Genomic DNA, 13,211 nt, shown 5'->3' with positions numbered 1-13,211 from the left:
ATTGATCAACCTTGATCTTTTTTGTTTTCTATGGCTTGTTGTATATATTTAGCATTAAGCCAAAAACAGCGCTTCATTTCCTGTGTATTTTGAGGTGTTGCAATTGTATCGGTCGAGTCTTTTCCATGAGGACGAACATGTGCCACATGACTATCTTTGAGTTTTGGTAATTTATCGTACCTACCATCATTAATACAATCAATTGTTTTTTGCCAAACGTTCTCCGCCTCAGAAATATCTTTCATTGGAAAATTCCAGAACATAGTTTTTTTGAGTATTATGTCGTCACTTCCTTTCTGTTTTTGAAACACAACAAACAAGAATTTTTTAGTTTCAAGTTGTAGGTGAAAATCAGCCATTGATTCTTCTTCGTCATCATTCCAAATTTGAGTTACTAAATCTTTGTAATCAAATGCAGGGAATGACATAGATTCTTTAAGTGTCCCACTATGTTCAAGTGTTATTACCTTAAGAGTTATATTGGCTTTTTCTAGCTCTTCGATGTTATTTGAATTAACATCAAGAATCCTATTAACAATCAATCTCTTATAGCTTTTTGCTTTTGTGCCGAGATTTGAGCCAAGTTTATTAAGTATTTCTTTGTCAGTTTTTCCTATAAACGCAGAAAACTTTTCCTTAATTAAATCTTCTATAGTCTCAATTCGTCTCTGTTTCTTAAAAATTGAGTCTGTGTTTGTTTTTTCGCCAAGTAGCTTTGTTTGGATCAGATAATTTATATATTGTTGTTTGAAAGAAAATGCACGGGGTTTTGCGGGCATACGATTCATTGGTTGATCTCTTACAACTCGACTATTCGCCGCCTTCGTACAAGCACCGAGATAGTAAGTGTCGCCTTCAGATAAAAGATGTGCTTCTCCTCGTTTTATTTTTGAAACAATATACTCCCAATCCTTTTGAATTTGAAAAAAATCTTCACTAGAAATATCTTCTAGCAAATTCAATAGATGAACAAATTTAAATTCATAATCAAGAATACTCCTATTTTCCATCCATAAGTAGAACATCAATAATAATGACCTGTTCTTTTTTAAGAAAGAGCTTAGCTTCCATGTTTCATTCACGACAGTGTCGTAGTTAATCATTGAGAAAACTAATCTTTCCTTCGAAACTAATTTTTTATTGCCATGTTTCTTTAGTGGAGTAGTTTTAAGTTCAACCTCTGCAATTTTAAAATCTGGCTCACTAATATTTCCGGGGTTAATATCAAAAAAGTATTTTTCTATCAAATCACCCAAAAATCCTTTGCGCTTCATTCCATATTCTCCAATTTGGGTCTCAATAATTCCAAGTGATTCTAAGGAAATAACCTCACGCAAAGATTTATGCAAAATTGTTTCTGCTTTTTCCAAGACTTGTTCTTTTGTTTGATATATTTTAGCCATTTTTAAAAGTTGAAAATATCTCGTCCAATTTTATCAATTTTTCTCTCATAAATTGAATTGCAGACCTATTTTTCCTTCTTGTTTCAACTTTGTTATTTCCATTTAAAGGTATGTTGAAAAATATTTTAAAAGGAGGAATAGATGAGAATTTCTCAAATTCATCAGGAGTATACTCAATAAAATTAAAACCTTCTGGTATCTCTTGTGCTATAACAAAAAAATAACTATTGGGATTTTCATATGCAGCTCTCCATTCCGTAAGTGTCGCTGCACCAAAATACTCCTTCTTCGCAGAAGTTTTTTTAATCTCAAAAAAATATGTTGTATCATTTTTTATAGCAGTAATATCAGCTGGTTGCTTTACTATCCGCACATCAGAATAACCTCTAGTTTTAAGAATTTCTGCAAATTCTTCTTTAGCTTTTTTGTCACTTTTTATTTTCATACGATATTTGCAATAAAACCCATAAAAGATGAGCTGGAGACAATTACATGATCAGCAACCTTGATATCTAGAATTTTTCCAGCATGGATTAATTTTTTTGTTATCTCAATATCAGCTTCAGATGGCCCCAAATCTCCTGAAGGGTGATTATGAGCAATAATAATCGAGGAAGCGTTATTTTTGATTGCACCCTCAAAAACCTCTCGGGGATGAACCAAACTCTCATTGAGAGTCCCTACTGAGATAATTTCTCTCTGTATTTCTTGGTTTCTACTATCCAAATAAAAAACTACAAAATGCTCTTTTTTGCTCCCTCTAATATCTTCCATCCGTTCCCAAACATCTTTAGAAGAAAGTAAAATTGATGATTTTTTGCCTTTCAACATACGTTTTCCTAACTCGAAACAAGCAATAATCTCACAAGCCTTTACTGGACCTAATCCATGAATGGTCTTCAATTCATCAATTGTTATATTGACAAATTTTTCTTTTTCAAATTTTTGCAAAATCTTGTGAGCTAATTTTAAAACATTTAAATCTCTCGTACCTGTTCGAAGTAGAATTGCTAAAAGTTCAGCATCAGATAATTTTCCTGAACCATATTTTTCCAGTTTCTCTCTAGGTCTATCAAATTTTGGTATATCCTTAATTTTGGGCATAGTTTATTTCAAAAGTTTATCAATTGAAATTTTGACCACTCTCCTCCATTTTGCAATTGTTGAAAATGTCAGATTAGAATTTTTTAAAATTGCGGAAGGGGACGATTCTCGGCAACGCTGCGGGGTTAAGAAAGTGGAGGGATTCGAAACTTACAGTTTCAGTACCCCGATTGGATTTTTTCTACGTTAAGAAGCTCGAAAAAATGCTCAATCGGGCTTCGAATCCCTCCCCAATCACGCAATGATGATTCGCTCGGACAGCATCAGGGCTGTCCTTGCGAATCATTGGCGGAAGGGGAGGGATTAACGGTCGCTACTCGACCAGTACACCTTTCCCATCCCCCACCACATTGCAACAAAGTGGTGGGGGATAAGGGAGAAGGTCTTCGAATCCCTCACGAGATGTGCGTAGGCACATCTCTCCCTTCCTTGCTCAAAATTGCAACAATTTTTCGCTGCGGAAGGGGAGGGATTCGAACCCTCGAAGGGAATTACCCCTTACAGCTTTAGCAAAGCTGCTCAATAGGCCTCTCTGACACCCTTCCATTTGAACGTAATGTATCACATTTTTCTTTTTCTCTCCATTTTTTCTTCTCTTTCGAAAAGCTAACAGCTAATAGCTAACACCTAACACCTTTCCCTAATGTGCCAGTGTAAACGCAATCACTCTCCTCGCCCCTGCATTTATAAGCGCGCGTTTTGCTTCGGCGAGAGTTGCGCCGGTCGTCAACACATCGTCAATCAAAATGATGTTTCTATTTTTAATTTTTTGCGCGTCTGTTACGGCGAAACAGCCGACGAGATTTCCGAGGCGGAGACGACGATCTTTAAGAAGCGTCTGTGGCAGAGTGTCTTTTATTTTAATCAAAATGCCAGGACTAAATTCAAATGTTCTATTTTCGTCGAGACTCTTGAGCTCCCCGCCCAAAAGTTCCATCTGATTGAATCCCCTTTTTTGGAGTCGCTTTTTGCTTGTTGGCACCGGAATTAAAAGCGGGTTTTTAAAGTTTTCAAAGAGGGCGCGATCTTCGATTTCGGCAACGATTTCCTCGTAGAGAATTTCCGAAAGGAGTTTCGTTATTTTTCTGTTTCCTTTATATTTTATTTGCCAGATTGCCTCGCGAACAAGGGGATGTCGATATTCAAAAAGCGGGTGAATATCCTTATCTCCGCGCGCTCCCATAGCGTCTCCCACCCCGATTTCCTTTCGAAAATCGCTGGCGGTCATTTTCTCGATTCTTGCCGCTTTTTTTGAAGCAGGAAAAAGAAAGTCAAGCAAAAACTCGCTTATTTTTTTCATATAGTCCAAAATAGTGCTATAATCATATCATGTATAGTCAGCAGGTTTGAGGTGCGAGGTGTAAGGTGTTAGCTTAAGAAAATTTGATAAAGATTCTCACTTTCTTTTTTGTTCATACTTACACCTAACAGCTTAAACCTAGCACCTACCAATACTCATGTCATTTTTATCGAAATTATTTAAAAAAAATGACCGAAGCGTCCTCGGGGTGGACATCGGACCTTCCTCAATCAAGCTCGTCCAGCTTCGAAAAGAGAAAGGAAAAGCCGTTTTGGAAACATACGGCGCTCTTGCCCTTGGTCCCTATGCCGGGCTCGAAGTGGGACGGGCGACTCACCTTCCGCCTGGGAAAGTTGCTGAAGCTCTGAACGATATATTAAAGGAGGCGAATGCGACGACAAAAAAGTGCGGCATTTCTATTTCGATGTCTTCGAGCTTAATTAGTTTGATTGAGGTGCCGACTACGGATCAAAAGCAGATAGCGGATATGATTCCCTTGGAGGCCAGAAAATATATTCCCGTTTCTATCTCCGAAGTTACGCTCGATTGGTGGATATTGCCGAGAGAGGACAAAATCTGGAATGAGGAAGAAGAGATTCAGGGAGACAAGGGAAACAACGCTCCGGTGCTTCAAAAAAAACTTGAGAAAACCCAGGTCCTTCTTGTAGTTATCCACAACGATGCTTTGAATGACATGCGAGAAATCGTTCGTCTTTCGCAACTTGATTCGAGCTTTTTTGAAATTGAGATTTTCAGCACCATCCGAGCCGTGCTCGATGCCGAGGTTAGTCCGGTTATGATTTTTGACATGGGAGCAAGTTCGACCAAGCTCTATGTTGTCGAGCGTGGCATTTTGAAGACATCACATATTATTGACCGGGGTTCCCAAGACCTCACATTGGGCATTGCCAGGGCGATGTCGGTAAGCGTGGAAGAGGCCGAAAATCTGAAACGAACAAAGGGGCTCGACCTTGGTGGCGGAAACAAGGATATGCAGGGCATAATGTTATCAACACTTGACTATATATTTTCCGAGTCGAATAGATTATTATTAAGCTATCAGAAAAAGTATAATAAAAATGTTGGCAAGGTCGTTCTTACGGGAGGAGGGTCGGGGTTGCAGGGATTTCTCAAAATGGCCGAGCAGGCTTTTCAAGTACAGGTAATTTCGGCGGACCCTTTTTCAAAAGTGGAAGCACCTGCGTTTCTCGCGAACATTTTGAAATCCGCTGGTCCCGAGTTTGCCGTTGCGGTTGGATTGGCGCTTCGAAAGTTGCAGGAAGTAGATTAACACGGAAGTAACAAGGACTCTGAACACGGAACTGAATCGGAACCCTTCAGCGTCGTTCCGAGTTCTTAGTCCGAGTCAGTTCAGTGAAATATATATGGAACCAAGAGGACAAGCATCATTTATCCCGAAAAAACCTGTTGTGGACAGCGGGGGAGGAAGCCGTGGCAGTAGTGTCGGCTTATTTTCGCTTATCTCGATAATTCTCTTCGTCATAGTCTTTCTTGGGTCAATCGGAATCTTTGGGTACAACTACTATCTCAAAAATAATATTAAAGTTATGGACGAGAAGCTTGCCGTGGAGCAAAAGAACATTCAATCTGCTTTGATCGCCGATTTGGCGCGCGATGACAAAAGAATTCAAATCGCTGAAAAAATTCTGGGAAGTCATACGGGAATTTCCTCGCTTTTTCAGGCCCTTCAAAGTCTCACCCTTCAGACAGTTCAGTTCAAGACATTTCAATTTGGCGATGAAAAATTGGGTTCTTTCGACGTGTCCATGGAAGGCATAGGGAGAGGCTTTAATGCGGTCACTCTCCAGTCAGACATATTCAGAAAACAAAAGGCGTTCAAGAACCCTTCTTTTTATGACTTAGCCCTCGACGAGAACCGGAATGTCTCCTTTAAAGTTAAGATGAGCGTTGACCCTTCTTTGCTTCTGTATAAGATTAGCTCGGCCGGAGTAACACCGGTAGTCTCCCCAATCGTCTCCCCGACAGCTTCCACCACGCGGACAGCAACGACCTCTTCCGCGACAACAACAAATTTACGATAATAATATGTACTCAAACCGCCTCATAACTCCAATTATCCTTTTACTAGCCTCCGCTGGATTGTTTTTCGGATTTATTCGCGGGCAGTACGCCAAAAATCTGGATTTGAAAAAAGAAGTGCTCGTGTACCAGGATGCGCTCGAAAAAGCAAAACAGTTGACAACGCTCCGTGATGGGCTGGTGAAAAAGAAGGAGGCGATAGGGAAAGATAATCTGGAAAAACTCGGGAAACTCATGCCGGACAACGTAGACACAGTCCGAATGGTATCGGATTTAAACGGCATAGCTGACAATCACGGTATTCTTGTGAAAACGGTTAAATTGGCCAATCCGCAGGACGCTAAAGTTGCTGGGGTTGCAGACACCACGGGTACGACGGGTCAGGCGCAAACCGATTTTGACAAGGCGAGCCTGTCTTTCACTCTCACGACTTCATACGATAAGTTTTCCAATTTTCTTACGGATTTAGAGAGAAGTCTGCGTATTCTTGATGTGACGAGCATCATCTTGAAGCCAGTCGAGAAAGATTCCACCCTGTATGATTTTACCGTAAATGCGAGCACGTACTGGCTTAAGTAAAAGTTGAAAGTGAAAAGTGACAAAATTCTTATTTTGTCATCCCTCCCCACTTTTGATTTTTTGAACATCGTTTGTTCCAAAAGTGGGGAGGGATCCAGGATATTGAAATAAAGCAAGAAATGAGAGAAAATTATTAAGGCATAAACTTCTAACCGGATGTCAACTAAAAAAATAACCATCATTATAGGAGTCCTCATAGCCCTGCTTCTGGTTTTTATCGGCTATAAGTATTTGAACAAGGGAACTCCTTCCACTTCGGATGCTTTAGAGCAATCGGGACAGCCCCAGACGCTTGTGGGCAAGGATATTATTGCGGAGCTCCAGACCGTAAACTCGATTACGATGAGCGACACAATTTTTCGAACCAAGACCTTTCTATCTCTCCAGGATTTTTCTCGAAAAGTGACCGCAGAGCCTCAAGGCAGAAGTAATCCTTTCGCGCCAATAGGAGTTGGAAACCTTTCCCAACCGATATCGACGTCGACACAAACGAGGTGAGTCAGATAACTCATAACTGAATAACTGAATAACTGAATGACCAGAAAAGAACGCGATGATTTTACTCTGTTATCGGTTATTCAGTTATTAGTTATAGGTCATACACTATGGGTATATTAGAAGTTTTGGCTGAAAAAAAAATCATTGAACGGAAGGATATTTCTTCCATCAAGGAGCAGGCCGAAAAAAAAGGAAAACCGATTGAGGAGATTTTGATTGCGAAGGGAGTCAGCCCTGAGGTCATTTTGACGAACAAGGGCGAAGCTTTGGGAATTCCGTCAAGAAGCCTCAAAAATCTGGTTATTCCTTTTGAGATTTTAAAATACGTGCCGGAGGAGTCGGCCGCTTACTATCGTTTTGTTCCGATAGGACTTTCGGATGGTGTCTTGGAGGTGGGTCTCGTTGACCCAGACAGTATAGAAGCGCGGGACGCCATTTCCTTCATCTCTTCAAAAGTCAGCTTGCCTTTCAAACTTTTTTTAGTCTCGGCTCAAGATTTTGACCGGGTGATTGAAATGTACAAGGGTCTCTCGGGAGAGGTAACGGAAGCTTTGACTGAGCTTGACACAGAACTTGCAACGGAGGGAAAACCGGAAAGTCCGAAGGAAGATATTATAGTGACCAAAGGAAAGACGACCATTATCGAAGATGCTCCGGTCACCAAAATCGTCGCCACCATTCTCCACTACGCGACTGCCGGCAACGCTTCGGACATTCACATCGAGCATATGGCGGAAAACATTCGTGTGCGTTTCCGAGTGGACGGGATTCTCAACACCTCAATTGTTCTACCTGTCAAAGTCCATTCCGCGGTGGTGGCGAGAATCAAAATTCTTTCCAATATGAAGCTTGATGAAAAAAGGAAGCCGCAGGACGGTCGCTTCAGCGCGAAAATCGAGGACAGGAAAATTGATTTTCGCGTCTCGACCTTCCCTTCTTATTACGGAGAAAAGGTGGTGATGAGAATTCTCGATTCGGAAAAGGGAGTGAAGCGTCTGGACGCGCTCGGGCTCACTCCGCGCAATTTGAATCTCATCATTGACGCCATCAAGCGCCCCTACGGCCTTATTTTAATTTCTGGCCCCACGGGCTCGGGCAAGTCTACAACACTCTACTCAATGTTAAATGAGGTGGACAAAGAGACCAAAAACGTGCTCTCCCTCGAGGACCCTGTGGAATACAATATCCCGGGCATGAGTCAGTCGCAGGTTCTTCCGGAAATCGGCTACACGTTTGCCACCGGTCTTCGCACGACTTTGAGGCAGGACCCAGATGTCATCATGGTGGGAGAGATTCGCGATAAAGAAACGGCCGGTCTTGCGGTTCAGGCGGCCTTGACTGGGCACTTGGTGCTCTCCACCATTCACACCAACAATGCCGTAGGAGTTATCCCCAGACTGCTCGATTTTGGAGTTGACCCGTTCTTGATTGCGCCGACATTAATTCTCGCAATTGCCCAGAGATTGGCGCGAGTGTTGCCGGAAGGCGCTGGGAAAGAAATTCCTGTCGAAGGGAGTATCAAGCTTCTCATAGAGAAAGAATTTGAGGACTTGCCGGAGATATTCAAGAAAGAAATTCCCATGGGTGCCAATGTATTCGAAGCAGTCGCCACACCGGAACACCCGAAGGGCACGAGCGGGCGAGTGGCGGTCGTTGAAGTCCTCCAAATGAGTAAAGAGCTCGAGGCGGTCATTCTGAAAAATCCTTCTGCAAGCGAAGTCAAGAGAATCGGCCGTGAGCAGGGGATGCTTACAATGAAAGAAGATGCTATTATTAAAGCATTCAAGAGAGAAATACCGTTTGAAGAAGTGAACAGGTTATAAACGCGGAAGTAACACGGACTCTGAACACAGAAGAATCGGAACCTTTCCGTGTCGTTCCGAGTTCTTAGTCCGAGTCAGTTCAGTGAAATATATATATGGACTCAAAACAAAAAACAATTTTAGTAATCGACGACGATGCATTTCTTTTAAGCATGTACGACATAAAATTCAAGAAGGCAGGATTCAACGTGATTGTATCGGCAGGTGGCAATGATGCTTTAAGAAAACTTCGAGAAGGACTTTTGCCGGATGCGATTACGGTGGATATTGTAATGCCTGACCTTGACGGCATTCAATTTCTGCAGGAGATGAGGAGACTGCATCTTGCACCTCTCGCCGCCATTATCGTTCTTTCCAACCAGAGCCAATCGGAGGACATCGAAAATGCGAAGAAATATGGCATCGACGGCTACATTGTCAAAGCGACCACCATTCCTTCAGAAGTGGTAACAGAAGTCGAAAAAATTATTCAGGAAAAGAAAAAGTAACCACGGAAGTAACACGGACTTCGAACACGGAACAGAATCGGAACCTTTCCGTGTCGTTCCGAGTTCTTAGTCCGAGTCAGTTCAGTGAAATATTATGACAGACTTCAAAGCAGAATTAGACGATTTATTATCCATAGTTATTAAGGAAGGGGCGTCGGATATCCACCTCTCCGAAGGCAGGCATCCGACTATTCGCGTGGCAAGCTTCCTGATTCCCCTCGTCAAAAAATCGGTCTTGACCAAAGCGGATACCGACGGATTTGTCCGCGAGCTTCTCACTCCGGAAAACCGAGACCTTTTCTTGAAAACCAAGGAGATTGATTTTTCTTTTTCCTATAAAGATATCGGGCGTTTTAGGGGAAACGGGTATTTCCAACAAGGTTCTATCGCCTTTGCTCTTCGGCTGGTGCCAAGGAAAATAAAAACCATAGCCGAGCTCAATCTTCCTCCGATACTCGAAGATTTTACCCGAAAACAGCAGGGATTCTTTCTCGTGGTGGGTCCGGTGGGGCACGGCAAGTCCACTACTCTCGCCGCTATGATTGAGATGATCAATCAGGAGAGCGCGGAGCACATCATCACGATTGAAGACCCCATCGAGTACATCTACGAGCAGAAAAAAGCAATTATCGACCAGAGGGAAGTTAGGCTTGACACCAAAGACTTTGAGAGCGCGCTTCTCTCCGTCTTCAGGGAGGACATGGATGTGATTTTGATAGGTGAGATGCGGGGGATTGAAACGATTGCTACAGCCGTTACGGCCGCTGAAACCGGGCATTTGGTATTCTCTACCCTTCACACCAACAATGCCGCCCAAACAATAAACCGAATCATAGATTCTTTTCCTGCCGAACAGCAGGGCCAGATTAGAATTCAGCTTGCATCGAGCTTGACCGGCATTTTTTCCCAAAGACTTATTCCGCGAATCTCTGGAGGCCTCATTCCTGCCTACGAGCTTTTGATAGCGAACAACGCCGTCTCGAACCTCATTCGCGAAAACAGGACTCACGAGCTGAATACCGTTATCGAAACCGGCTTGGAGCTGGGAATGATAGACATGAACCGGAGCTTGGCGGATCTGGTCCGAGCGGGCGAGATTACCATCGAGAGCGCCTATCAGCATTCGTTAAACACGAAGACACTTGAAAGAATGATATAACCACGGAAGTAACACGGACTTCGAGCACGGAACAGAATCGGAACCTTTCCGTGTCGTTCCGAGTTCTTAGTCCGAGTCAGTTCAGTGATATAGAAATTATGCTTTTTAACTACAAATCAGTCGATACAACAGGCGTTCCGCGAGACGGGGCGATCGAGGCCATCAACATTGATGTGGCAATAAGCTCGCTTCAGAGGCGGGGACTTGCCGTGTCTTCCATCAAGCCGGAAGAAAAGGGATTTTCTTTGGGCACAAACATCGCTTTTCTTGACCGTGTTTCAAACAAAGACATCGTCATCCTTTCAAGACAGCTCGCGACCCTTTTTGAAGCGCAAATCTCCGCGCTCCGCATCTTCAGACTGCTCGCGGGGGACGCGCACAGCCATCTTTTGTCGGAAACATTGAGCAAGGTTGCCGATGATATACAGGGCGGGAGCTCTATCTCCGCCGCCATGGCAAAGCACCCGAAAATCTTCTCCACATTCTACATCAGCATGATTCGTTCCGGAGAGGAATCGGGCAAGTTGAATCAGATATTCAGCTACCTTGCCGACTATCTCGACCGCACCTACGAGGTAACCTCAAAAGTGAAAGGCGCTTTGATATACCCGGGGTTCGTCATCTTTACCTTTGTGACGGTCATGATTTTGATGCTCACGGTCGTCATTCCCAAAATCACCGCGATTATTGTAGAGTCGGGTCAGCAGATTCCTATCTATACCCAGATTGTTATTGGCTTGAGCAATTTTTTCGTCAATTACGGCATTATTATTGTCGTCTTTTTGATTGTGGGCGTCTTTTTCTTCATTCGATACATTCGCACTCAGGAAGGAGGGCTTGCTTTTGACCGTTTCAAAATTTCTGTTCCCTATTTGGGCTCGCTTTATCAGAAGCTCTACCTTTCAAGAATTGCCGACAACCTGAACACGATGCTCATGTCCGCTATTCCAATCGTCCACGCGCTCGAGATTACGGCAGACGTGGTGGGAAACAAGTACTACCAGAAGATTTTGTTAGCGGTGAATGAAGATGTCAAAGGTGGAAGCCCCCTTTCGGTCTCAATGGGCAAATACAAAGAGATGCCGAGTATCTTGATTCAAATGATGAAAGTGGGAGAGGAGTCCGGAGAGCTTGGGAGCATATTGGAAAATCTCGCCAAATTTTACCGTCGAGAAGTTACGACTGCGGTGGACACCATGGTGGGCCTGATTGAGCCGGTGATGATTGTAGGACTCGGAGTGGGCGTCGCAATTCTTCTCGCTTCCGTCCTTCTCCCTATTTACAATATTTCCTCCGCGTAGTCTTCCTCTTTTAGGCCCGACCTTAAGTCCCAAAAAAGGTCGGGCCTTGATCTTCTCTTTCGAAGCGTCTGAAAAAGAAATTTCCCCTCTTTCTCATGTTACATGTTATATGTTACATGTTACATAATCTCGGGTTATCCACATCCCCTTTCCATTGCGCATTTCTTTGATGTATAATACACGCATTGGTATATAACGACTCCCTCTTATGGGAGTGGTCGAAGAAAAATAAACGTCTTCGAGTCAAGGTGCGACCTTAGGTAACCCTTAGTTCTTACTAAGGAGCAATGGTCGTATGACCATCTTAAAAAAGGTCGTTCCTTGACTCCCAAAATATAAATTTCATTTAATATTAATTAACCATAAAATTATGTATTCATCTATGAAAAAAGGGTTTACCCTTATCGAACTCTTGGTCGTTATTGCAATTATTGGTATCTTGGCGTCAATTGTGTTGGTGTCGTTGAATGGAGCTCGAGATAAGGCAAGAGTCGCTGCCTTCAAATCAGAAGCGACAGGTGCTCATCCTGCTATGATTGTAGCGTGTGACGATAAGGTTGCGGATGTCGCTGCTGCCGCTATAATTGGAACCCATCCTACATTTGCTACTGCCACAGCACAAGCCGGCTATGATGCTACTTGTGCTACAACAGACGATTTCAAGATATTCATTACTGCTGGAGATACAACCGTATTGGGTAAGTGTCCGACAGCTACCACTTATATAGATCAAAGCGGTTTTGTTTTTCCCTCGACTTGTAAATAAAGAGGGCATCCGTAAGGTCTCCATCTTGATATTAGCAAAGGAAAACCCGCGTAAAGCGGGTTTTCCTTTGCTTGAAAAGTATATATGTCTTATAATATAATCATTGAAAGTTTTAAGTTATAATTAATTAAAAAATATGTATTCAAACATAAAAAAAGGTTTTACCCGAACACCAAAATTTGGCGGTAACTTGTTTGGGAAGCGAGGGTTCACCCTCATCGAACTCTTGGTCGTCATCTCAATCATCGGCGTCTTGGCGTCAATTGTGATGGCGTCATTAATTACTGCTCGAGATAAGGCAAAAATCGCTGCTACAAAGGCAACATTAAGTTCTTTAAAAGCCGCGGTAGCAATATGCAACAATTCAGGTTCTGGACTTTTTCTAGAAACCGTTGCTGGGTCAGCGGCTTGCTTGGGCGAACCGGCTCTTTTGCCTACCGCTACACAACTTGGTGCGACTGGTGTAGATTATTATCGAGTTGGATCAGGAGCTACTACGTCTTATCTCATCCGACTCACTGGACATCCTGTAGCCGAATGTAATTACATCAACCCTACTCAACTTCAACAATTTTATGTATATGCAGGTCAACTTACGCAACAGTACCCAAATATTTGCAAGTAGAAGGCCTCCAAGGCTCCCAGCAAGGTCTTAAGGCCTCCAGCAAAAGGACAAAGCCTCCGGCAAGGACCGTCCTTGACATGAAGAAACCGCTCTACATAGCGGTT

At 43.0% G+C, this 13,211-nt stretch carries 14 protein-coding genes and 1 tRNA gene; 10 read left to right on the top strand and 5 right to left on the bottom strand.

All coding sequences use genetic code 11. From position 1 onward, the window contains the following. Positions 1-5: 5 nt before the first annotated feature. From ABI430_02085 to ABI430_02065, 5 genes are all read right to left on the bottom strand, one after another. Positions 6-1,403, bottom strand: a complete 1,398-nt coding sequence (locus tag ABI430_02085) for a Sau3AI family type II restriction endonuclease (GenBank protein ID MEO8637670.1) — start codon at positions 1,401-1,403, stop codon at positions 6-8. Continuing rightward, positions 1,396-1,848, bottom strand: a complete 453-nt coding sequence (locus ABI430_02080) for a DUF3883 domain-containing protein (GenBank protein ID MEO8637669.1) — start codon at positions 1,846-1,848, stop codon at positions 1,396-1,398. The genes ABI430_02085 and ABI430_02080 overlap by 8 nt, the downstream gene beginning before the upstream one ends. Continuing rightward, positions 1,845-2,507, bottom strand: coding sequence for a DNA repair protein RadC (gene radC / locus ABI430_02075; GenBank protein MEO8637668.1), 663 nt, complete (start codon positions 2,505-2,507; stop codon positions 1,845-1,847). Before radC ends, ABI430_02080 begins: the two co-directional genes overlap by 4 nt. Before the next feature lie 458 nt (positions 2,508-2,965). Continuing rightward, a tRNA-Ser gene (locus tag ABI430_02070) sits at positions 2,966-3,052 on the bottom strand. A gap of 95 nt (positions 3,053-3,147) precedes the next feature. Beyond that, entirely contained in the window at positions 3,148-3,807 is a 660-nt protein-coding gene (locus tag ABI430_02065; GenBank protein ID MEO8637667.1) for a phosphoribosyltransferase family protein, read from the bottom strand. A gap of 157 nt (positions 3,808-3,964) precedes the next feature. Here ABI430_02065 and pilM point away from each other — a divergent pair, with 157 nt between their 5' ends. The 10 genes from pilM (at position 3,965) to ABI430_02015 (ending at position 13,107) form a co-directional block, all read left to right on the top strand. Then, positions 3,965-5,098: a type IV pilus assembly protein PilM gene (pilM, locus tag ABI430_02060; protein MEO8637666.1), complete on the top strand. Its 1,134-nt coding sequence runs from the start codon at positions 3,965-3,967 to the stop codon at positions 5,096-5,098. Positions 5,099-5,192: 94 nt separating this feature from the next. After that, the gene (locus tag ABI430_02055) at positions 5,193-5,870 is read left to right on the top strand and encodes a hypothetical protein (protein MEO8637665.1); all 678 of its coding nucleotides are present in this window, start codon (positions 5,193-5,195) and stop codon (positions 5,868-5,870) included. A gap of 4 nt (positions 5,871-5,874) precedes the next feature. After that, positions 5,875-6,447, top strand: a complete 573-nt coding sequence (locus tag ABI430_02050) for a hypothetical protein (GenBank protein MEO8637664.1) — start codon at positions 5,875-5,877, stop codon at positions 6,445-6,447. 156 nt (positions 6,448-6,603) lie between these two features. Beyond that, complete coding sequence (locus tag ABI430_02045) at positions 6,604-6,945, top strand: hypothetical protein (protein MEO8637663.1); 342 nt, start codon at positions 6,604-6,606, stop codon at positions 6,943-6,945. Between the two features lie 107 nt (positions 6,946-7,052). After that, positions 7,053-8,768, top strand: a complete 1,716-nt coding sequence (locus tag ABI430_02040) for a GspE/PulE family protein (GenBank protein ID MEO8637662.1) — start codon at positions 7,053-7,055, stop codon at positions 8,766-8,768. A gap of 95 nt (positions 8,769-8,863) precedes the next feature. Next, entirely contained in the window at positions 8,864-9,256 is a 393-nt protein-coding gene (locus ABI430_02035) for a response regulator (protein MEO8637661.1), read from the top strand. Positions 9,257-9,350: 94 nt separating this feature from the next. Beyond that, positions 9,351-10,415 (top strand): PilT/PilU family type 4a pilus ATPase, encoded by a 1,065-nt coding sequence (locus ABI430_02030; protein ID MEO8637660.1) that lies wholly within the window; start codon positions 9,351-9,353, stop codon positions 10,413-10,415. 98 nt (positions 10,416-10,513) lie between these two features. Continuing rightward, positions 10,514-11,716, top strand: coding sequence for a type II secretion system F family protein (locus tag ABI430_02025; protein ID MEO8637659.1), 1,203 nt, complete (start codon positions 10,514-10,516; stop codon positions 11,714-11,716). Positions 11,717-12,086: 370 nt separating this feature from the next. Then, positions 12,087-12,482 (top strand): type II secretion system protein, encoded by a 396-nt coding sequence (locus ABI430_02020; protein ID MEO8637658.1) that lies wholly within the window; start codon positions 12,087-12,089, stop codon positions 12,480-12,482. Between the two features lie 136 nt (positions 12,483-12,618). Continuing rightward, positions 12,619-13,107 carry a prepilin-type N-terminal cleavage/methylation domain-containing protein gene (locus ABI430_02015; protein ID MEO8637657.1) on the top strand — a complete coding sequence of 163 codons (489 nt, stop codon included), beginning with the start codon at positions 12,619-12,621 and terminating at the stop codon, positions 13,105-13,107. The last annotated feature ends 104 nt before the right edge of the window (positions 13,108-13,211 follow it).

The organism is Candidatus Taylorbacteria bacterium (genome assembly GCA_039934295.1).
Lineage (GTDB): Bacteria > Patescibacteriota > Minisyncoccia > Phycocordibacterales > HO2-43-120 > HO2-43-120.
The sequence above is the reverse complement of the archived record's forward strand: the minus strand, read 5'-3'. Positions and strand labels throughout refer to the sequence as shown.

Coding starts and splice junctions, on each gene's coding strand:
- ABI430_02030 (MEO8637660.1), top strand. CDS start 9,351: ATGACAGACTTCAAAGCAGAATTAGACGATTTATTATCCATAGTTATT.
- ABI430_02015 (MEO8637657.1), top strand. CDS start 12,619: ATGTATTCAAACATAAAAAAAGGTTTTACCCGAACACCAAAATTTGGC.
- radC (MEO8637668.1), bottom strand. CDS start 2,507: ATGCCCAAAATTAAGGATATACCAAAATTTGATAGACCTAGAGAGAAA.
- ABI430_02085 (MEO8637670.1), bottom strand. CDS start 1,403: ATGGCTAAAATATATCAAACAAAAGAACAAGTCTTGGAAAAAGCAGAA.
- ABI430_02035 (MEO8637661.1), top strand. CDS start 8,864: ATGGACTCAAAACAAAAAACAATTTTAGTAATCGACGACGATGCATTT.
- ABI430_02040 (MEO8637662.1), top strand. CDS start 7,053: ATGGGTATATTAGAAGTTTTGGCTGAAAAAAAAATCATTGAACGGAAG.
- pilM (MEO8637666.1), top strand. CDS start 3,965: ATGTCATTTTTATCGAAATTATTTAAAAAAAATGACCGAAGCGTCCTC.
- ABI430_02045 (MEO8637663.1), top strand. CDS start 6,604: ATGTCAACTAAAAAAATAACCATCATTATAGGAGTCCTCATAGCCCTG.
- ABI430_02020 (MEO8637658.1), top strand. CDS start 12,087: ATGTATTCATCTATGAAAAAAGGGTTTACCCTTATCGAACTCTTGGTC.
- ABI430_02025 (MEO8637659.1), top strand. CDS start 10,514: ATGCTTTTTAACTACAAATCAGTCGATACAACAGGCGTTCCGCGAGAC.
- ABI430_02050 (MEO8637664.1), top strand. CDS start 5,875: ATGTACTCAAACCGCCTCATAACTCCAATTATCCTTTTACTAGCCTCC.
- ABI430_02055 (MEO8637665.1), top strand. CDS start 5,193: ATGGAACCAAGAGGACAAGCATCATTTATCCCGAAAAAACCTGTTGTG.
- ABI430_02080 (MEO8637669.1), bottom strand. CDS start 1,848: ATGAAAATAAAAAGTGACAAAAAAGCTAAAGAAGAATTTGCAGAAATT.
- ABI430_02065 (MEO8637667.1), bottom strand. CDS start 3,807: ATGAAAAAAATAAGCGAGTTTTTGCTTGACTTTCTTTTTCCTGCTTCA.